The organism is Mycobacterium sp. NGS59 (genome assembly GCF_059812345.1).
In genome coordinates this window covers 134264-154032 of sequence record NZ_JCALCN010000004.1, presented here as the reverse complement: position 1 = coordinate 154032, position 19769 = coordinate 134264, and the positions used below count along the sequence as shown (strand labels likewise).

At 68.9% G+C, this 19769-nt stretch carries 20 protein-coding genes; 14 read left to right on the top strand and 6 right to left on the bottom strand.

Annotation, left to right across the window (positions count from 1 at the left end):
• Nucleotides 1-4: 4 nt before the first annotated feature.
• Both AC5Y46_RS07300 and AC5Y46_RS07295 read right to left on the bottom strand, forming a co-directional pair.
• Entirely contained in the window at nt 5-385 is a 381-nt protein-coding gene (locus tag AC5Y46_RS07300) for a type II toxin-antitoxin system VapC family toxin (protein ID WP_499942175.1), read from the bottom strand.
• Nucleotides 382-648 carry a plasmid mobilization protein gene (locus AC5Y46_RS07295; RefSeq protein WP_499942177.1) on the bottom strand — a complete coding sequence of 89 codons (267 nt, stop codon included), beginning with the start codon at nt 646-648 and terminating at the stop codon, nt 382-384. Before AC5Y46_RS07295 ends, AC5Y46_RS07300 begins: the two co-directional genes overlap by 4 nt.
• Nucleotides 649-800: 152 nt before the next feature.
• Between AC5Y46_RS07295 and AC5Y46_RS07290 the strand changes: the two genes are divergently transcribed.
• From AC5Y46_RS07290 to AC5Y46_RS07260, 7 genes are all read left to right on the top strand, one after another.
• Nucleotides 801-1385, top strand: a complete 585-nt coding sequence (locus tag AC5Y46_RS07290; protein ID WP_499942178.1) for a DUF1707 SHOCT-like domain-containing protein — start codon at nt 801-803, stop codon at nt 1383-1385.
• Nucleotides 1386-1515: 130 nt separating this feature from the next.
• Nucleotides 1516-2373: a type I methionyl aminopeptidase gene (gene map, locus AC5Y46_RS07285; protein ID WP_499942180.1), complete on the top strand. Its 858-nt coding sequence runs from the start codon at nt 1516-1518 to the stop codon at nt 2371-2373.
• Between the two features lie 144 nt (nt 2374-2517).
• The gene (locus AC5Y46_RS07280) at nt 2518-3066 is read left to right on the top strand and encodes an alpha/beta hydrolase (protein WP_499942182.1); all 549 of its coding nucleotides are present in this window, start codon (nt 2518-2520) and stop codon (nt 3064-3066) included.
• Nucleotides 3067-3092: 26 nt separating this feature from the next.
• On the top strand, nt 3093-4454 hold the full coding sequence (locus AC5Y46_RS07275) for a glutamine synthetase family protein (RefSeq protein WP_499990549.1): 1362 nt from the start codon (nt 3093-3095) through the stop codon (nt 4452-4454).
• Complete coding sequence (locus AC5Y46_RS07270; RefSeq protein ID WP_499990596.1) at nt 4420-5163, top strand: gamma-glutamyl-gamma-aminobutyrate hydrolase family protein; 744 nt, start codon at nt 4420-4422, stop codon at nt 5161-5163. Before AC5Y46_RS07275 ends, AC5Y46_RS07270 begins: the two co-directional genes overlap by 35 nt.
• Entirely contained in the window at nt 5160-6524 is a 1365-nt protein-coding gene (locus AC5Y46_RS07265; protein WP_499990548.1) for an aldehyde dehydrogenase family protein, read from the top strand. The genes AC5Y46_RS07270 and AC5Y46_RS07265 overlap by 4 nt, the downstream gene beginning before the upstream one ends.
• Entirely contained in the window at nt 6524-7300 is a 777-nt protein-coding gene (locus AC5Y46_RS07260; protein WP_499990547.1) for a 3-oxoacyl-ACP reductase, read from the top strand. Before AC5Y46_RS07265 ends, AC5Y46_RS07260 begins: the two co-directional genes overlap by 1 nt.
• A gap of 5 nt (nt 7301-7305) precedes the next feature.
• Here AC5Y46_RS07260 and AC5Y46_RS07255 read toward each other — a convergent pair whose 3' ends face one another.
• Nucleotides 7306-8256 carry a PPE family protein gene (locus tag AC5Y46_RS07255; protein WP_499990546.1) on the bottom strand — a complete coding sequence of 317 codons (951 nt, stop codon included), beginning with the start codon at nt 8254-8256 and terminating at the stop codon, nt 7306-7308.
• Nucleotides 8257-8375: 119 nt separating this feature from the next.
• Nucleotides 8376-9491 (bottom strand): alkaline phosphatase family protein, encoded by a 1116-nt coding sequence (locus AC5Y46_RS07250; RefSeq protein ID WP_499990545.1) that lies wholly within the window; start codon nt 9489-9491, stop codon nt 8376-8378.
• 112 nt (nt 9492-9603) lie between these two features.
• Between AC5Y46_RS07250 and AC5Y46_RS07245 the strand changes: the two genes are divergently transcribed.
• A complete protein-coding gene (locus AC5Y46_RS07245) occupies nt 9604-10149 on the top strand; it encodes a Fur family transcriptional regulator (RefSeq protein ID WP_499942192.1) in 546 nt (181 codons plus the stop codon).
• Here AC5Y46_RS07245 and mtr read toward each other — a convergent pair.
• Both mtr and AC5Y46_RS07235 read right to left on the bottom strand, forming a co-directional pair.
• A complete protein-coding gene (gene mtr, locus AC5Y46_RS07240) occupies nt 10127-11527 on the bottom strand; it encodes a mycothione reductase (protein ID WP_499990543.1) in 1401 nt (466 codons plus the stop codon). The two genes, AC5Y46_RS07245 and mtr, sit on opposite strands and share 23 nt — an antisense overlap.
• Nucleotides 11528-11534: 7 nt before the next feature.
• The gene (locus AC5Y46_RS07235) at nt 11535-12533 is read right to left on the bottom strand and encodes an alpha/beta hydrolase (RefSeq protein WP_499990542.1); all 999 of its coding nucleotides are present in this window, start codon (nt 12531-12533) and stop codon (nt 11535-11537) included.
• 115 nt (nt 12534-12648) lie between these two features.
• Between AC5Y46_RS07235 and mqo the strand changes: the two genes are divergently transcribed.
• From mqo to cobA, 6 genes are all read left to right on the top strand, one after another.
• Nucleotides 12649-14130: a malate dehydrogenase (quinone) gene (mqo, locus tag AC5Y46_RS07230; protein ID WP_499990541.1), complete on the top strand. Its 1482-nt coding sequence runs from the start codon at nt 12649-12651 to the stop codon at nt 14128-14130.
• Nucleotides 14127-14591, top strand: a complete 465-nt coding sequence (locus tag AC5Y46_RS07225) for a GNAT family N-acetyltransferase (RefSeq protein WP_499990539.1) — start codon at nt 14127-14129, stop codon at nt 14589-14591. Before mqo ends, AC5Y46_RS07225 begins: the two co-directional genes overlap by 4 nt.
• Complete coding sequence (locus AC5Y46_RS07220) at nt 14588-16420, top strand: magnesium chelatase subunit D family protein (protein WP_499990538.1); 1833 nt, start codon at nt 14588-14590, stop codon at nt 16418-16420. Before AC5Y46_RS07225 ends, AC5Y46_RS07220 begins: the two co-directional genes overlap by 4 nt.
• Nucleotide 16421: 1 nt before the next feature.
• Nucleotides 16422-17036 carry a cob(I)yrinic acid a,c-diamide adenosyltransferase gene (cobO, locus tag AC5Y46_RS07215; protein WP_499990537.1) on the top strand — a complete coding sequence of 205 codons (615 nt, stop codon included), beginning with the start codon at nt 16422-16424 and terminating at the stop codon, nt 17034-17036.
• A 97-nt stretch (nt 17037-17133) separates the two neighbouring features.
• The gene (locus AC5Y46_RS07210; RefSeq protein ID WP_499990536.1) at nt 17134-18534 is read left to right on the top strand and encodes a cobyrinic acid a,c-diamide synthase CobB; all 1401 of its coding nucleotides are present in this window, start codon (nt 17134-17136) and stop codon (nt 18532-18534) included.
• On the top strand, nt 18531-19748 hold the full coding sequence (gene cobA / locus AC5Y46_RS07205) for a uroporphyrinogen-III C-methyltransferase (protein ID WP_499990535.1): 1218 nt from the start codon (nt 18531-18533) through the stop codon (nt 19746-19748). The genes AC5Y46_RS07210 and cobA overlap by 4 nt, the downstream gene beginning before the upstream one ends.
• The last annotated feature ends 21 nt before the right edge of the window (nt 19749-19769 follow it).

Here is a 19769-nt window from a genome sequence, read left to right as displayed (position 1 = left end):
CGGCCTACGGGCCGAAGGCGCTCGCCAGGGTCGGGTCGAACGTCTTGATCCGCGTGACACCGCGACGCTGGCAGCAGGCCAGGTGAAGCAGATCGCGCGCGCCGAGACCGCGGTGGCGGGTGTGCAGTATTCGAGCGTGCAGGATGTCGGCCATCTCGACGGGCCAGATTTCCGCTAGCTCCCGTGCCAATGTCAATGCCGAATCCAGCGTCGAGATCCGGCCCACCGGCAGGTACGCGTGCAGCAATTCCTGGGCGACCTCAGCTGAGGTGACAAGCCGCTCCTTGTGTTCCACGCTGTGCACGAGGAACTCGCGGGCGGGCGTTCGCAGTGGGTGATCGCGACCCACCGCATACATGAAGACGTTGGTGTCGACGAAAATCACGACGTCGTGAGCCCGCGACGGCGGGACTCGGCCATCACCTGCAGATGCGTCTCCCAATCAGGTTCTGTTCCTGCGTCTTCGGAATGCGCGAAGAACTCAAGCAGGTCCCGGGCGGTACGAATGGGACGTTCCCGTTGGGCCTCGAGTTGCTTGAGTCCCGCTTGTCGCAGCCAGTTGCTGAGGGACATCTGCTGCGCCGCGGCTTGCTGGCGGAAGGCTTCCCGCTCTTCCTCGGACAGAATCACCTGAACTCGCCTACTCATGTGTATGTAGATACACATGCATCGGACCAAGCGTGCAGACAGCAGCCGAGAACCGCGCGCCGACGAGGGCTTTGCTGCAACGAAGCTACGTCCGCCGGTAAGTTACGTGTGGTGGGCGAATCATCGCCAGTAGTCGAGCAGTGGAAAAGGCGATGACGGAATCCGGCGGGGACATGGCAGTGCGGGTGTCGGATGCTGACCGCAACGGCACCATGCGGCGGCTGCACAACGCTTTGGCGCTCGGGCTGATCGACCTTGACGAATTCGAGCAGCGCTCGACGCAGGTGTCTTTTGCGCGCACCCGCAACGAGCTGGACAGTCTGGTCGGTGACCTGCCCGCGCCGGGCGCGATCGTGACGTCGGCCACCGATCGGGTGGAGTTGCGCGGCTGGGCCGGCTCGCTCAAGCGCCACGGCGAGTGGACGGTGCCGACCCGGTTGTCGCTGGTGCGCCGGTTCGGCAACATCGAACTCGACCTCACCAGAGCCCGTTTCGCCGGTCCCGTCGTCGTCATCGAGATCGACATGAAGTTCGGCAACCTCGACCTGCGGTTGCCCGACGGTGCGAGTGCCTCGATCGACAACGTGGAAGCCTACGTCGGTAGCGCGACCGACCGTCGCAAAGATCCGCCGGCCGAAGGCAACCCGCACGTCGTCCTGAGCGGTCAGTTGGTGTTCGGGTCGGTGATCATCCGGGGTCCCCGCCGCCGGACGTTGCTGCGCCGGCCTCGGTTCTGATCGCCGCTCGCCGAGATCGAAAGGCTGCAGACGAACTCTTCGAGCGCGGGCCTGCAGAGGTGCAATCTCGATGCGTGCGCCGAACTCGGTGCCGCGCCGGGCCGAGCCGCACATCGCTAAGCTGTGTCCCATGCCTGCTCGCACCGCGCTTGCCCCCGGCGTGCTGTCGTCCACGTTGCCGGTGCCCAAGTGGATCGCGCGCCCGGAATACGTCGGCAAGGCCACCGCCAAAGAGGGCACCGAGCCTTGGGTCCAGGAACCCGAGGTCATCGAAAACATGCGCGTCGCGGGGCGGATCGCGGCGCAGGCGCTGCAGGAAGCCGGCAAGGCCGTCGCGCCCGGCGTTACCACCGACCATCTGGACCGCATCGCGCACGACTACATGGTCGACCACGGCGCCTACCCGTCCACGTTGGGCTACAAGGGTTTTCCGAAATCGTGCTGCACGTCGCTCAACGAGGTCATCTGCCACGGCATCCCGGATTCGACGGTGATCGAGGACGGCGACATCGTCAACATCGACGTCACCGCATACATCAACGGGGTGCACGGCGACACCAACGCGACCTTTCTGGCCGGTGACGTCGCCGAGGAACACCGCTTGCTCGTCGAGCGCACGCACGAGGCGACGATGCGCGCGATCAAAGCCGTCAAGCCCGGCCGGGCGCTGTCGGTGGTGGGTCGGGTCATCGAGGCGTACGCAAATCGGTTCGGGTACAACGTAGTTCGCGACTTCACCGGTCACGGCATCGGCACCACGTTCCACAACGGGCTGGTGGTCCTGCATTACGACCAGCCGGCCGTCAGCACCGTCTTGCAACCCGGGATGACGTTCACCATCGAGCCGATGATCAACCTCGGCGCGCTGGATTACGAGATCTGGGACGACGGCTGGACGGTCGTCACCAGAGACCGCAAGTGGACAGCGCAGTTCGAGCACACCCTGCTGGTCACCGACACCGGCGCCGAGATCCTCACGCTGCCGTAACACGTCGACGAACAGCCGGCAGCAAACCGGTCGCAATGAAGACGGTCGAGCCGATCGTTGGCGGCGCCGGACGCACCTCTTCGACCGGAATCGTCCCGGGTGCTCGTGGCCCCGGTTTCGGGTAATTTGCGGGGGGTGCCCACGATGATGACCACGCTCGATGGATTCCCTGTGCCAGTGGGCGTGTCCGGTCCGGACAACGGCACCGTCGTGGTGATACTGGCCGCCGAGCAGCGTGCCCCGTCGGCCTACGACGCCGTGTGCGAGCGGCTGCACAACGCGTCGTTGCGCACCGTCGTCATCGGCGCCGACCCGCGGCTGACCGCCAAGTCGGTGATCGGCATTCTCGACTCGTTGGGCATTGCGTGGGCGGTGGCGGTCGGCGACCGCGCCGGCGCCGAGCTGGCCTGGGAATTGGCGGCCACCAGGTTGGGCAGGTTCGCGGGGCTGGTCGCGATCGATCGCGTGCACCCGCGGGTGGCCGCTGCCGACGACGCTGACGAAATCTGTCCGCCGGTGGAGATTGCCACGACCGTGCTGGTGAGCACGCCGGCGATGCGCGACGCCGCCCGCGAGAGCCAGCGGTTCGTCTTCGGCGACTACCGGGTGGTGGAGTTGCTGGGCCGGCGCAGCGCGAGCGAGTCGACCGCGCAGTTGGCCACCGAGATCATCTTGCGCACCAGCGGCTGGTAGCGCGGCAGAGTGGTTGACTGGCGGGCATGACTGGGCACCTCTCGCCGTCCGACCTGGAACGACTGGTCGCAGCCGGCGACGTCGACACCGTCATCGTGGCCTTCACCGACATGCAGGGCCGGCTGGTCGGCAAACGGGTCGCGGGCCGGTTCTTCGTCGACGAGGTTGCCGGCCACGGCGCCGAATGCTGCAGTTATCTGCTGGCCGTGGATGTCGACGTCAACACCGTGGCGGGATACGCCATGTCGAACTGGGAAACCGGCTACGGCGACATGGTGATGACGCCGGACCTGTCCACGTTGCGGCTGGTGCCGTGGCTGCCCGCCACCGCGTTGGTGATCGCCGACTTGTCCTGGCTGGACGGCGGCCCGGTCGTGCAGTCGCCGCGTGCCATCCTGCGCCGCCAGCTCGAGCGCCTCGAGCGGCGTGGCTTGGTCGCCGATGCCGCCACCGAGTTGGAGTTCATCGTGTTCGACCAGTCCTACCGCCAGGCGTGGGCCGACGGCTACCGCCGCCTGACGCCGGCCAGCGACTACAACATCGACTACGCGATCATGGCCGGTTCGCGCATGGAACCACTGCTGCGCGACATCCGGCTGGGCATGCAGGGTGCGGGTCTGCAGATCGAGGCGATCAAAGGCGAGTGCAACAACGGCCAGCAGGAACTCGGCTTCCGCTACGCGGAGGCGCTGGTCACCTGCGACAACCACGCCGTCTACAAGAACGGCGCCAAGGAGATCGCCGACCAACACGCCAAGAGCCTGACGTTCATGGCCAAATACGATGAGCGCGAAGGCAATAGCTGTCACATCCACCTGTCGCTGCGCGACGCGGACGGCGCCTCGGCATTCTTCGATCCCGGCGCGCCGCGCGGCATGTCGGCGACGTTCCGCGGTTTCATCGCCGGGCTGCTGGCCACGGTGCGCGAGCTCACTTTGTTCTATGCGCCGAACATCAACTCCTACAAGCGTTTTGTCGACGGCAGCTTCGCCCCGACCGCGGTGGCGTGGGGATTGGACAACCGCACCTGCGCGCTGCGGGTGGTGGGGCACGAACGCAATATCCGAGTCGAATGCCGCGTCCCCGGCGGCGACGTCAACCAGTACCTCGCGGTGGCGGCGCTGATCGCGGGCGGCTTGTACGGTGTCGAGCAGGGCCTGGAACTCGGCGACCCGTACGCCGGAAACGCCTATCAGGCCGACGATGTCGAGCGGCTACCGTCCACCCTCGCCGAGGCGGCCGCGCTGTTCGGGGATTCGGCGGTGGCGCGGCAGGCATTCGGCGACGACGTGGTCGCGCACTACCTGAACAACGCGCGCGTGGAACTGGCGGCGTTCAACGCGGCGGTCACCGATTGGGAGAGGATGCGTGGTTTTGAGCGGCTCTAGGCCCCCGGTCGTGGGCCTGACCATGTACCGGGAGCAGGTACGCACCGGGGTCTGGGACATCCCCGCGGCCTATCTGCCGTCCGACTACTTCGAAGGCGTCGTGCAGGCCGGCGGTGTCCCGGTGCTGTTGCCTCCCCAGCCGGTGCGAAGCGACACCGTCGAGGCGCTGCTCGACAGTCTGGACGCTCTGGTCATCACCGGCGGTTACGACCTCGACCCCGCCACCTACGGCCAGCAACCCCACCCGAGCACCGATCAACCGCGTGCCGACCGCGACGCCTGGGAGTTTGCGTTGCTGCGGGCCGCGCTGGACCGGCGACTGCCGGTGCTCGGCATCTGCCGGGGCGCGCAGATCTTCAACGTCGCCTTCGCCGGCACCCTGCACCAACATCTGCCCGAGGTGCTGGGCCACTCCGGGCATCGTGCGGGCAACGGGATATTCAGCCGGCTGCCGGTGCGGACCGTGGCGGGCACCCGCGCGGCCGCGCTGCTGGGCGAAACCGCCGACGTGCCGTGCTATCACCATCAGGCCATCGACAAGGTCGGCGACGGACTGGTGGTCGGCGCGTGGGACGTCGACGGCGTGGTCGAGTCCGTCGAGCTACCCGGCGACGCGTTCGCGCTTGCGGTGCAATGGCATCCGGAGAAGGCGCTGGACGATCTGCGGCTGTTCACGGCCCTGGTGGACGCGGCGAGGGCCGGCCTATGACGGCCACCGACGTGGTCAACCCGGCCACCGAAGAGGTGTTGCGCACGGTCGAGCACGCCGACGCCGCTGCCGTCGACGACGCGGTGGGGCGGGCCCACGCTGCGCAGCGCCGCTGGGCGAAGTTGGCCCCGGCCGAGCGGGCCGCCGGCCTGCGTGCCTTCGCAGCCGTCGTCGACACCCACCGCGACGAACTCGCCGCCCTCGAAGTGGCCAACTCCGGACACCCGATCGGCTCGGCGGAATGGGAGGCCGGCAACGTCCGCGACGTGCTGCAGTATTACGCCGGCAGCCCGGAGCGCCTGTGCGGCAAGCAGATTCCGGTGGCCGGTGGGCTCGACGTCACCTTCAACGAGCCGATGGGCGTGATCGGGGTGATCACCCCCTGGAACTTTCCGATGGTGATCGCGACCTGGGGCATCGCGCCGGCCTTGGCCGCGGGCAACGCGGTCCTGGTCAAGCCCGCCGAGTGGACACCGCTGAGCACGATGCGACTCGCGGAGTTGGCGGTCGAGGCCGGGCTGGACCCGAACCTGCTGCAGGTGCTGCCCGGGCGGGGATCGGTGGTGGGGGAGCGCTTCGTCACCCATCCCGGGATCCGAAAGGTCGCATTCACCGGGTCCACCGGCGTCGGCAAGCAGGTGATGGCCGGTGCGGCGGCCGCGGTGAAGCGGGTGACCCTGGAACTGGGCGGCAAGAGCGCCAACATCGTCTTCGCCGACTGCGACCTGGAGCGCGCGGCCGCGACGGCGCCGGCCGGAGTCTTCGATAACGCGGGCCAGGATTGCTGCGCCCGCAGCCGGATCCTGGTGCAGCGCAGCGTCTACGACCGGTTCATGGAGTTGCTGGAGCCGGCCGTGCAGGCAGTGGTGGTCGGGGATCCCGGAGCGCGGGACACCGAGATGGGCCCGCTGGTCTCGGCGGCGCACCGGGACAAGGTGGCCTCCTACGTGCCCGACGACGCGCCCGTCGCCTTTCGGGGGACGGCACCACGCGGGCCCGGGTTCTGGTTCCCGCCAACGGTTCTCACCCCGCAGCGCACCGACCGCAGCGTCACCGACGAGATCTTCGGGCCGGTGGTCACGGTGTTGGCGTTCGACGACGAACACGACGCGGTGACACTGGCCAACGACACCGAATACGGTCTGTCCGGGTCGATCTGGACCGACGACCTGTCCCGCGCGCTGCGCGTGTCCCGGGCGGTGGAAGCGGGCAACCTGTCGGTGAACTCGCATTCCTCGGTGCGCTACAGCACCCCGTTCGGCGGGTTCAAACAGTCGGGCCTCGGTCGTGAGTTGGGGCCGGACGCGCCGCTGCAGTTCACCGAGACCAAGAACGTCTTCATCGCGATCAAGGAGAGCTGATGATCAACCTCACGCAGCGGCTTTCCGGCCGGGTGGCCGTCATCACCGGCGGCGGTAGCGGCATCGGCCTGGCCGCGGCCCGCCGCATGCACGCCGAGGGCGCCCAGATCGTGATCGGTGACATCGACACCGAAGCCGGCGGCGCGGCAGCAGAACAGCTCTCCGGTTTGTTCGTGCCCGTCGACGTTTCCGACGAAGACTCGGTGCACAAGCTGTTCGACGCCGCCGGGCACGCTTGCGGGGCGGTCGACATCGCGTTCAACAACGCCGGCATCTCACCGCCGGAGGACGACCTGATCGAGAACACCGAACTGGCGGCCTGGCAACACGTCCAGGACGTCAACCTCAAGTCGGTGTATCTGTGCTGTCGGGCGGCGTTGCGGCACATGGTGCCGGCCGGGAAGGGCGCCATCATCAACACGGCATCCTTTGTCGCGGTGCTGGGTTCGGCCACTTCGCAGATCTCCTACACCGCCTCCAAGGGCGGGGTGCTGGCCATGTCTCGGGAACTCGGCGTGCAGTACGCGCGGCAGGGTATCCGCGTCAACGCCCTGTGCCCGGGTCCGGTCAATACACCGCTGCTTCAAGAACTCTTCGCCAAGGATCCGGAACGGGCCGCGCGCCGTCTGGTGCACGTACCGCTGGGCCGATTCGCCGAGCCGGACGAAATCGCCGCCGCCGTGGCGTTTTTGGCCAGCGACGACGCGTCGTTCATCACGGCGTCCACATTCCTGGTCGACGGCGGCATCAGCTCGGCCTACGTGACACCGCTGTAGCGGCGTCAGGAGTAGACGAGCCTCGCGCAGACTGCCCGCCCGCCGATCGTCCGCAGTCGCCGCGCCGAAGCGCGGAAATCGACGCTGACCGGGCTCGGCGGTTCGATGTCGCTCCAAGCCGAGGGCACCGACAGACGGCCCACCCTTCGGCCACCGCCCCAGCGCGCGGTCACCGTCGTTCGGCCGGCCGCCGGTTTGCGCCCGACCGGACCGGATCCTCTGCCCAAAAAGTTCAGCAGGTGCATCGGGAACTTGACCGGCGCCCGCAACGAACCCAGCCGCGCCAGCGACGCCGACACCGACAGCAACGCCGCGTCGAATGCCGCCGACGGCGACGACGCGAGAGACTGCAGCACCTGCGGGAGAGCGGCGATCAATTGCGATCCGGCGGTCACGACTTCCGGGTCGCCGGCCACGCTTTGTTGGGCCGGCAGAGCGACCGCCAGCGGCGCCGACGTGAACGGCGTGACCCGGGCCGCCGTGGCAGCAGCGTCGGCGTAGCTGTACATCGCCGCAACGTCCTGGGCCCACATCTGTTCGTAGTCGGCGTCCATGGCAGCGATCGTCTCGGTGTCCTGACCCAGCGGATTCCCGTCAGCCACCGACCTGCGTTGGGAACGGTTGGCCGCGATCACCGCGGGAGGCACCACCGCGGCACGCGCATCTTCGTAGGCGCTCGCGGCCGCCATCGCATGCGCCGCCGCCTGCTCGCCCGTGGCGGCCGCGGCGGCCAGCCACCCCAGGTACGGCACCGCGGATTGGGTCATCGCGATCGCCGCGTGACCCTGCCATCCAGAGGTCAGCCGCGTCGTCACCGAGCGGAAGCCGTCCGCCGCTTCGTCCAACCCGTCCGCCAACCGGTTCCACGCCGTCGCGGCGGCCAACAGCGATCCCGGACCAGGACCGCAATACAGCCGCGCCGAGTTGACCTCCGGCGGAATCGCCCCGTAATCCACGGCTACCTCTCCCCAGCAGTCGGCCGCGACCGTCGGGAGACGCGCGCGACGCGGAGATCCACCTTCCCAACCTATCGCGACCAATTTAGGTCAGCCACACGAAAATAATTTGAGTTCGACTAGAACAGCTCTATCAGCGGAATCGCCATTTCCGCCGTGGTCGCCGCGCCGTGGAACCCGACGAGGCTAGCCGTTTCGGGAGGTTCGTGACCGCTCGCCAGAATCGCGGACTCGCCGGTGCAGACGACGACGACATCGCCGATCCTGGGTAGGTGTTCGGCGCTGACCGGGCCGAAGATCCCCGACGCGACGGCGTCGTCCCGGCTGCGCACTTCTGCTTGACCGGCCAGCACATCGGTCCAGATGGCCAGCACGTCTTCGGCGGCGCCCGGTTCGGTGTGCAGGTAGCGCACCCGCGGCTCACCGGCCACCACCCGCACACCCGCCGCCAGCCGGGGATCGGCGGCCATGTCGACGCGGGCGTCCGGCGGGACGTTGAGGCCGCCGTGGTCGGCGGTCACCAGCAGCGCGGCATCGTCGGGCAGCGACTCGACCACCCGGGTGAGCAGGGCGTCCACCCCGGCCGCGGCCTCGTGCCACTCGGCCGACCCGACCCCGAACACGTGCGCGGCGGTGTCCAGGTCGGCGGTGTACCCGTAGACCAGACCCGGGCCCGCGCGTAGCTCTTCGGCTACCCGTGCCGCGTAGTCGCCATCGGAGCGCGTCCCCACGAACTGCGCGCCCCGGTAGGCCGCCGCTGTCAGACCGCTGCCCAGGAACCACTCCGGCAGCACGGCGCGCGCGCTGACCCCGGCCCGCGTCAGCCGCTCGAACCACGTCGGCAGCGGCTGCCATTGCTGGTGCGGTGGGTCGTCGCGCCACCGGATGTGGCTGAGCACCCGGTCGGTGCCGGGCACGTTGACGGTGAAACCCAGCACGCCATGCCGGCCGGGCGGTGCGCCGGTGCCCAGCGACACCAGGCTGGTCGGCGTGGTGGACGGGAAGGTGCAGTCCAGGCGTCGCAGCCGCCCGGTGCCGCCGGCGAGCACCGAGGCCAGCAGCGGCGCGTCGTCGGCCAGGTCCGGCAACAGCTCCCAGCCCATCCCGTCGACCAGCACCACGCAGACGCGCTCAGGGACGCCGAGCGAGTCGGCCAGCGCCAGCGTGTCCGTCGCGTCCGGTGCCCCGAACAATGCCGCGACGCTGGGCAGCACGTCGCAGATCGAACCGGGCACGCGGTCAGTGTGGCACGAAATCAGCTGTGCGCGAGCCGAGGTGCTGTCAGCAGGCGACGCGCCGGTGACCCCCGCGTTGGCAATCACCGGTCCGGGACGCGACACTGAGGGGGTGACGACCCAAGCGGAAGGGTTGGACCCAGCGGTCACCGAACGGATCGGCGCGCTGCTGCGTGCGCGCGGGTTGCGGCGGATGGCGTCGCGGATCCAGGTGCTCGCGGTGCTCGAACCCGTCCGCGGACACCTGTCGGTGGCAGAGATCCACAACCGGCTGCCCGCCTGCCTGCCCGCGGGCATTCAGCCCCCCGATCTCGCCACCATCTACCGTACGGTGACCACCCTGGTCGATCAGGGCGTCCTGCACGGGCTGACCATGGACGACGGCGTCACCACCTACGGCATGGCCACCACACCGCACCACCACGCGGTGTGCACCAAGTGCGACGCGGTCATCGAAGTGCCCGCGCCCGAACTCAGTTCGGCGCTCGCGCACGCGATGGCGGCCAGCCGGTTCGCGTTGTCGGAGCAGGCCGGTCTGACGTTGCGCGGCTTGTGTCCGGCTTGCCAGGACAGCGTGCAGGACCATCTTGCGGGGGAGAGTGATCCGACCGACCCGCGGCCCACCGGCCGGCAGGTCACCCGGACGCGGCGTCGCTGACGTCCAGTCCCAGTAGCGCGTTCTCCACCACCTCCGGCAGCGCCGGGTGGATCCAGTACTGGCCGCGGGCCATCTGCCCGACGGTGAGCCCGAAGGTCATTCCCTGAATCAACGGCTGGATCAGTGCCGAAGCCTGATATCCCATGAAGTGCGCTCCCAGCAGCAGCCCGGTGCCGCGGTCGGCGATCAGCTTGACGATGCTGGTGGTGTCTTCCATCGCCCATCCGTAGGCGACGTCGCCGTACTCCTGGATCTTGACCGAGATGTCGTATCCCTCTGCCAGAGCCTGGTTTTCGGTCAAGCCCACACTGGCCAGCTGCGGATCGGTGAACACCGCCGACGGAACGAATCGGTGATCGGTGAGCGTCATCGACGCGGTGTCGTCCCAGTCGCACAGCAGGTTGCGCTGCACCACCCGCGCTTCGTGGTTGGCGACATGCTTGAGCTGGTGGGGCGAAGAAACATCACCGAGCGCGAAAACGTTACGCGCCGAGGTTCTTTGGTAGCAATCGACCACCACTCGGCCGTGTTCGAGCCGCACTCCGGCTTGTTCGGCGTCCAGCAGGTCGGCGTTGGACACCCGACCGGTGGCCACCAGCAGCGCGCCGGCTTCGATGGTGCTCCCGTCGTCCAGCTCGACGGTGACCCCGTCGTCCCGGTCTTCGACGCCGACGATGTTGCGCTGGGCGCGCAGCTCCCACTTGCTGGCCACGAGCCGGGTGAACTGTTCGCTGATCGCCTCGTCGGCGTGCCTGAGCATGGTGCCGCCGCGCAGGACGACGGTGACCTGGACCCCCATCGTGGCGAAGATGTGCGCGAATTCGGCTGCCACATAACCACTTCCGGCGATCACCAGATGTTCGGGCAGGGTGGGGATCCGCATGATCGTGTCACTGGTGTGGTACGTCGCGCCGCTGTCGCGGATGGCCGGCGGGACGGTCGGTCGCGAGCCCGCCGCGATCACCACCTGCTCGGCGGTGAATTCCGCACCGGCTTCGGTGCGCAACAGATAGCGGCCGTCGTCCTGCACCGGGCCGAAGCGGGTGTGCTGGCCGTAGACCTCGACGTTGGGCAGCGAGCGCCGGTAGGCCTCACCGCTGTTCGCGATCGGATCGATACGCCCGAAGACCCGCGAGACGATGTCGTCCCAGCGCACCCCGTCGACGTGTGCGTCGATGCCGTATTTCGCGGCCTCCCGGACGGCCTGGGCGACCTCGGCGGCGTAGACGAACATCTTGGTCGGGATGCAGCCGACGTTCAGGCAGGTACCGCCGAAGGTGCCCTGTTCGCAGATCGCCACCCGCTTGCTCGCATACCGTTCGTCGAGAATTGTGTTGCCCGAACCGGTTCCGATGATCGCGAGGTCGTAGCTTTCCATTCAGCCGTCAGCCTTTCCCATTCTCCGGTGTCGACACGTCGGGTGTGCACAGATGATCGTCGAGCCACCGGTCGAGGTGGCGGTAGGCCAGCCGGCGCGGCTGTTCCAGCGACAGGAACACGTCGTGCTTGGCGTCCGGTACCGGGATGATGGTGCTGCGGTTGCCGATGCACCCGGCCCACCGGGCGATCTGCGCGACGTCGAGGACGGCGTCACCGCGTTGCAGCGCCTGCGGTCCGGCGTCTTCGGCAACGGTGTGATCCGAGCGCAGGATCAGGTTGGGCACACCGACATCGAGTCCACGATGCAGCCGCGCCTGACCGCGGCGCACGGCGTGCAACCACCCGAAGGTAACGGGGAAGCCGCCCAACGGTTTCCACTGCAGGTTGTAGTCGAACTCGCCGTGGTAGTCGCGGTGCAGGCTGGAGCCGTAGCCCCCGGCGCCGCTGGCCCGGGCCACGGCCTTGCTGCGCATGCGCGACAACGCCGCGATGGTGGCCGACGTCAGGCCCAGTCGCAGGATTGCCGGACCGTGCAAATCCAAAAACGGGCTGTTGAGCACCAGGCCGCGGATGCCGGCCGAAGCGTCGGCGCGGCGCAGGCGGTCCAGCCACAACGACACGATCAGGCCGCCCGCCGAATGCCCGTACATCAACACGTCCTGGCAATCCCGGCGAATCAGGTCCAGCGCCCGGTCTAGTTCGGTGTTGTACTGGGCGAGGTTGGTGGTGAAGTGCGGGGTCTGTTCCGGCCGATGCGAGCGCCCGCACTTGCGCAGGTCCAGTGCATAGAACGCCAACCCGCGGTCGGCGAAGTGATCGGCCAGCGCGGTGTTGAAGAAATAGTCCGTGTAGCCGTGCACCGCCAGTACGGCGTGAGCGGCCGGCGCCATCTCCCCGCGCCGGATCAGGGTGGCGACGATATCGCCCTCCCCGTCGGGGTCGGGCCCGAGCGGGATCGAGTGCTGCCAGTAGCCGGGCAGGACGTCGGGCACCCAGCCAGTCACGATGGCCAGCTTAAAGAAGGCGTCGCCGGGCCGCCCACATTGGTGGCCAGGCACTTGGCGTCACGTGTCGGGATAATCTGGGACCGGCATAGCCAGAGGAAGGGTCATCGATCCGGTGTCAGAACGACTCAGAACCGACGTCGTGCTGGTGGGTGCCGGAATCATGAGTGCCACCCTGGCCGCGATGCTGCGTCGGCTCGAGCCGGATTGGTCGATCACGGTGGTCGAACGCCTGGACGGGGTCGGCGCCGAGAGCAGCAGCCCGTGGAACAACGCCGGCACCGGCCACGCCGGGCTGTGCGAGATGAACTACACCCCGCAGCGGCCCGACGGCACGATCGACATCAGCAAAGCGGTGCGGGTCAACGAGCAGTTCCAAGTCACGCGCCAGTTCTGGGCGTACGCAGCCGAAAACGGCATCCTGGCCGACGTGCGCGGCTTCCTGAACTCGGTCCCGCACGTGAGTTTCGTCCGCGGTGCGGCCGGGGTCGACTATCTGCGGCGCCGCCGCGAGGCGTTGGCGCACAACCCGTTGTTCGCCGCGACCGAGCTGATCGACGACCCCGACGAGTTCGCACGCCGGCTGCCGTTGATGGCCGACGGGCGTGACTTCTCCGAACCCGTCGCCCTCAACTGGTCCGCCGACGGCACCGACGTCGACTTCGGCGCCCTGTCCCGGCAGCTGATCGGCTACTGCGTGCGCAGCGGCGCCACCGTGCTGTTCGGGCACCGGGTCCGCGCGCTGTCCCGGCAGCCCGACGGCGGCTGGACGCTCACCGTCGCCGACCGCCGCACCGGCCGACAGCAAAAGCTCGACGCCAAGTTCGTCTTCGTCGGCGCCGGCGGCGACGCGCTGCCGTTGTTGCAGAAGTCAGGCATCAAGGAGATCAAGGGTTTCGCCGGCTTCCCAATCGGCGGCCGGTTCCTTCGCGCGGCAAACCCGGCCCTGACCGCGGCCCACCGCGCCAAGGTGTACGGCGTTCCGTCCCCGGGCGCCCCGCCGCTGGGCGCGCTCCACCTCGATCTCCGCTACGTGCAGGGCAAGTCGTGGCTGGTCTTCGGCCCCTACGCCGGCTGGTCGCCGAAGTTCTCCAAACACGGCCACATCAGCGACCTGCCCCGGTCCATCCGGCGCGGCAACCTGATGTCGGTGCTGGGCGTCGGCGTCACAGAGACGACCATGCTCAGCTACCTGCTCGGCCAGCTGCGACTCACCAGAGCCGAACGGCTCCGTGTGCTGCGCGAATTCGCGCCCAGCGCAAGAGATTCGGACTGGGAACTGACGGTGGCGGGCCAGCGGGTGCAGGTCATCCGGCGCGACAGCCGCGGCAGAGGGGTGCTGGAATTCGGCACCGCCCTGGTCGGTGCCGCCGACGGCAGCATCATCGGCCTGCTGGGCGGTTCCCCCGGTGCTTCCACCGCGGTCCCGATCATGCTGGACGTCTTGAGAGACTGCTTCGCCAACCGCTATCAGTCCTGGCTGCCCAAGCTCAAGGAGATGGTGCCGTCCCTGGGCGCCAAGCTGTCCGACGAGCCCATGCTGTACGACGAGCTGCGTTCCTGGACCGCCCGGACTCTACAGTTGGAAGCCGCATGACCGAAGCGCTGCGCCGAGTCTGGTCCAAAGACCTTGACGCACAAACTCTTTACGAGCTCCTGAAACTGCGGGTGGAGGTTTTCGTGGTCGAGCAGGCCTGCCCGTATCCGGAACTGGACGGACGCGATCTTCTTGCCGAGACCCGGCACTTCTGGCTGGAATCCCCGCAGGGCGAGGTGATCTGCACGTTGCGGCTGATGGAGGAACATCCCGGCGGCGAGAAGGGGTTCCGACTCGGCCGGTTGTGTACCAAGCGCAGCGCCCGCGGCCAGGGCCATACCACCCGGCTGCTGCGCGCCGCGCTGGCCGAGGTGGGCGACTTTCCGTGCCGGATCGACGCACAGACATACTTGACGGACATGTGGACCAAACACGGGTTCGTCCGGGACGGAGACGAATTCATCGACGGCGGCATCCCGCACGTGCCGATGCTCAGACCCGGGTCGGGGGCGCAGCGGTGAAGCCCTACCCGTTCAGCGCCATCGTCGGACAGGACCAACTGCGACTCGCGTTGCTGCTGTGCGCGGTGCGCCCGCAGATCGGCGGCGCGCTGATCCGCGGCGAGAAAGGCACCGCGAAGTCGACCGCCGTGCGGGGCCTGGCCGGCTTGCTGTCGGCGGCGACCGGCAAGGAGGGCGCCGGTCTGGTCGAGATGCCTTTGGGTGCAACCGAAGACCGGGTGGTGGGCTCGTTGGATCTGCAGCGGGTGCTGCGCGACGGCGAGCACGCGTTCGCGCCCGGCCTGCTGGCCCGGGCCGACGGCGGCGTGCTCTACGTCGACGAGGTGAACCTGCTGCACGATCATCTGGTCGACATCCTGCTCGACGCCGCGGCGATGGGCCGCGTCCACGTCGAACGCGACGGCATATCCCATTCGCACGAGGCCCGGTTCGTACTGATCGGCACGATGAATCCCGAAGAGGGCGAACTGCGTCCGCAGCTGCTGGACCGCTTCGGGCTCACCGTCGACGTGCAGGCGTCGCGCGACGTCGACGTGCGGGTGCAGGTGATCCGCCAGCGGATGGCGTACGAGGCGGACCCGGACGCGTTCGCGCAACGCTACGCCGATACCGACGCCGAGCTGGCCCGGCGCATCGCGGCCGCCCGCGCGATCGTCGACGACGTGGTGTTGCCGGACGGCGAGTTACGCAGAATCGCGGCGCTGTGTGCGGCGTTCGACGTCGACGGCATGCGGGCTGACCTGGTGGTGGCCCGCACCGCGGTCGCGCACGCGGCCTGGCGGGGCGGGGACACGGTGGCTGAACAGGACATTCGGGTTGCCGCCGAACTGGCGTTGCCGCATCGGCGCCGGCGCGACCCGTTCGACGACCACGGCATCGACCGCCAGCAGCTCGACGAGGCACTCGCCAAAGCCGCCGAATCGCAAGGCGATCCGCAGCCGGACCCCGATCCGCCCGGCGGGGGTGCGTCGCCCGGTGACCCAGAGCCGCAATCGGCGCCGGGACCCGCACCCCCGCCACCGCGGCCCAGCGCACCGCCGTCGAGGGTCTTCCGCACCAGGGCGTTGACGGTGCCGGGAGTGGGCGAGGGCGCTCCGGGACGGCGTTCGCGCGCCCGCAATGCCTCGGGGAGCGTGGTGGCGGCCGCGGATCCGTCGGTGCCCGACGCGCACGGCCTGCATTTGTTCGCCACCGTGCTGTCCGCGGCCGAGCAGGCATCCGGCCGCGGACGGTTGCGGTTGCGGCCCAACGACATTCGCCGTGCGGTGCGCGAGGGACGCGAGAGCAACCTGGTGATCTTCGTGGTCGACGCGTCCGGGTCGATGGCCGCGCGGGATCGGATGGCGGCGGTCGGTGGCGCCACCCTTTCGCTGCTGCGCGATGCCTATCAGCGGCGCGACAAGGTCGCGGTCATCACGTTCCGTCAGCTGACAGCGCAGGTGTTGCTGCCGCCCACGTCCTCGGCGCACATCGCCGGACGCCGGTTGGCCCGGTTCGACACCGGCGGCAAGACCCCGCTGGCCGAGGGTCTGTTGGCCGCCCGTGCGCTGGTCATGCGGGAGAAAGTGCGCGACCGGGCCCGGCGTCCGCTCATCGTGGTGCTGACCGACGGGCGTGCCACTGCCGGCCCGGACCCGTTGGGCCGCAGCCGGATTGCGGCGGGCCGTCTGCGCGCCGAGGGTGTGGCCGCGGTGGTGGTGGACTGTGAGACGTCTTATGTGCGGCTGGGATTGGCCGGTGAGCTCGCCCGACAACTGGGTGCGCAGGCCATCCGGCTCGAGCAGTTGCACGCCGACCAGTTGACCCGAGCAGTCCGTAGCGTGGCCTGATATGCCACAAGGGATTCCAGCCGAGGTCCCCGCCGACGGGCTGACCACCAGGGCGCGACGCAACACCCCGGTACTGGCCGTACACACCGGCGCCGGAAAAGGGAAATCGACCGCCGCGTTCGGCATGGCGTTGCGGGCCTGGAACGTCGGCCTGGACATCGCGGTGTTCCAGTTCGTCAAGAGCGCGAAATGGAAAGTGGGCGAGGAGTCGGCCTTTCGCCGGCTCGGTCAGCTGCACGAGGAGCAGGGCGTCGGCGGCGCGGTGGAATGGCACAAGATGGGCGCCGGCTGGTCCTGGTCTCGCAAGCCCGGCAGCGACGTCGATCACGCGGCGACCGCGGCGGACGGGTGGGCCGAGATCAAGCAGCGGTTGGCCGCCCAGCGCCACGACTTCTATGTCCTCGACGAGTTCACCTACCCCCTGAAGTGGGGGTGGGTGGACGTCGACGACGTGGTGGCGACCCTGCTGGCGCGGCCCGGTCACCAGCATGTGGTGATCACCGGGCGCGACGCGCCGCCGGCGCTGATCGAGGCCGCCGACCTGGTGACCGAGATGACGAAGGTGAAGCACCCGATGGACGCCGGGCGCAAAGGCCAGAAGGGCATCGAGTGGTAGCTGCACCCGCCCCGCTGGTCGGCGAGCGTGCACAGTCGTGCGCCGACACGCCGCGCCACGCGTCCTTCTCTGCACGCTCGCGGCGCAGGTGGCTCCGGTGACACCCGCCGTGGTGATTGCCGCGCCGGCTTCCGGTAGCGGAAAGACCACGGTCGCAACGGGTTTGATCGGCGCATTGCGCCGGGCGGGGCACCGGGTGGCCCCGTTCAAGGTCGGGCCGGACTTCATCGACCCCGGCTACCACGCGCTGGCCGCGGCGCGCCCCGGCCGCAACCTGGATCCGGTGCTCGTGGGGGAGCGCCTCATCGGCCCGCTGTTCCGGCACGGCGCCCGCGGCGCCGACATCGCGGTGATCGAAGGGGTCATGGGCCTGTTCGACGGGCGCATCGGCGAATCGGTGACGGGCCCGGCGGTGGGCTCCACCGCGCACGTCGCGGGACTGCTACAGGCGCCGGTGATCATGGTTGTCGACGCGCGCGGGCAGAGTCAGAGCATCGCCGCTCTGCTGCATGGCTTTTCGACGTTCGACGCCCAAACCCGGGTCCGCGGCGTCATTCTCAACCGCGTCGGTACCGCCCGGCACGAGCAGGTGCTGCGGCAGGCGTGCGAGCATGCCGGTGTCCCGGTACTGGGGGTGATTCCCCGCACGGCCGAATTGGAGCTTCCGTCAAGGTATCTCGGCTTGGTGACCGCCGTGGAGTACGGTCGGCACGCGCGCGAGGCGGTGGCGGCCATGACGGATCTGGTGGCCCGTCAGGTCGACCTGGCCGGGGTGCTGGCGACCGCGGGCAGCCGCGTCGAGGACGCGGCGTGGGACCCGGCGGCCGCGGTGGAACGCAGTGTCCAGAGCGACCGGCCCCGCAAAGCTGTGGTCGCCCTGGCGGCGGGCAAGGCGTTCACCTTCGGCTACCCCGAACACGCGGAGCTGCTGCGTGCCGCCGGCGCCGACGTCGTCGAGTTCGACCCGTTGAGCGAATCCCTGCCCGACGGTGCGAACGCGGTGCTGTTACCGGGCGGGTTCCCCGAGCAGTTCGCCGCCGAACTGTCGGCCAACCACGACGTGCGCCGTCAGATCCGCGACCTGGCCGTCGCCGGGGCGCCGATCCACGCCGAATGCGCGGGCCTGATCTACCTGGTGTCCGACGTCGACGGACACCCGATGTGCGGGGTGCTGAACGGGTCGGCGCGCTTCACCCAGCGCCTCACCCTGGCCTACCGTGACGCCGTCGCGGTGGCCGACTCGTCGGTGTACGCCGCCGGTGAGAGGGTGACCGGGCACGAATTCCACCGGACCGCAATCACTTTCACCAGCGGTTACCAGCCTGCGTGGGCGTACCGGCAGGACTCCGGCACGGTGCGTGAGGGCGCGGTACACCTCGGGGTGCACGCGTCTTACCTGCACACCCACGCCGCGGCCACGCCCGAAGCGGTGGCGCGTTTCGTCGCGCACGCCACGGCCTGCGGTGCGACGGTGTCCAGCACTAGGCTTGCCCGGTGACCGAGAGCCCCTACCTGGTGGGACTGCGACTGACCGGCAGGAAGGTCGTCGTCATCGGCGGGGGCAGCGTGGCCCAACGACGGCTACCGTTGCTCATCGCCAGCGGGGCCGACGTCCACGTCATCTCCCGCAGCGCCACCCGCTCCGTCGAGGCGATGGACGGCATCACCCTCACGGTCCGGGAATACCGCGACGGTGACCTGGCCGGCGCCTGGTACGCCCTGGCCGCCACCAACGATCCGCAGGTGAACGCGGCCGTCGCCGCCGAAGCCGAACGGTACCGGATCTTCTGTGTGCGCGCCGACGCCGCCGTCGAAGGCACCGCGGTCACCCCCGCGTCGTTCGAGTACGCGGGTCTGTCGGTGGGTGTGCTGGCCGGCGGCGAACACCGCCGGTCGGCGGCCATCCGGTCGGCGATCCGGGAGGCACTCCAGCAGGGCCTCATCACCGCGGAGAGCTCCGACGTCGTTCGCGGTGGGGTGGCCCTGGTCGGCGGCGGCCCCGGCGATCCCGAACTGATCACCGTGCGGGGGCGTCGGCTGCTGGCCCAGGCCGACGTCGTGGTCACCGACCGGCTCGCACCGCCAGAGCTGCTGGCCGAGCTGGCCCCCCACGTCGAGGTGATCGACGCGGCGAAAATTCCGTACGGCCGCGCCATGGCCCAGGATGCGATCAACGCCGTCCTGATCGAACGCGCCCGGGCCGGCAAGTTCGTGGTCCGGCTCAAGGGCGGCGATCCGTTCGTGTTCGCACGCGGTTACGAGGAAGTGCTGGCGTGCGCCGAAGCGGGCATTCCGGTGACCGTCGTGCCAGGTGTGACAAGTGCCATAGCAGTTCCTGCGATGGCGGGTGTTCCGGTCACCCATCGGGCCACGAATCACGAATTCGTGGTGGTCAGCGGCCATCTGGCGCCGGATCATCCCGAATCGTTAGTGAATTGGGACGCTTTGGCAGCCTTGACCGGCACCATTGTTTTGCTGATGGCCGTCGAACGGATCGAACTCTTCGTCGCCGCGCTGCTCAAAGGCGGCCGACCTGCGGATACTCCGGTCCTGGTGGTGCAACACGGCACGACGGCCGCTCAGCACACGTTGCGGGCGACCCTGGCGGACACGCCGACGAAGGTCCGCGCGGAGGGAATCCGACCTCCCGCGATCGTCGTAATCGGGCCCGTGGCGGGGCTGAGTGGGCCTTACGCTTTAAACAAATCTTAAGATTACTGTAAGGTAACCTGC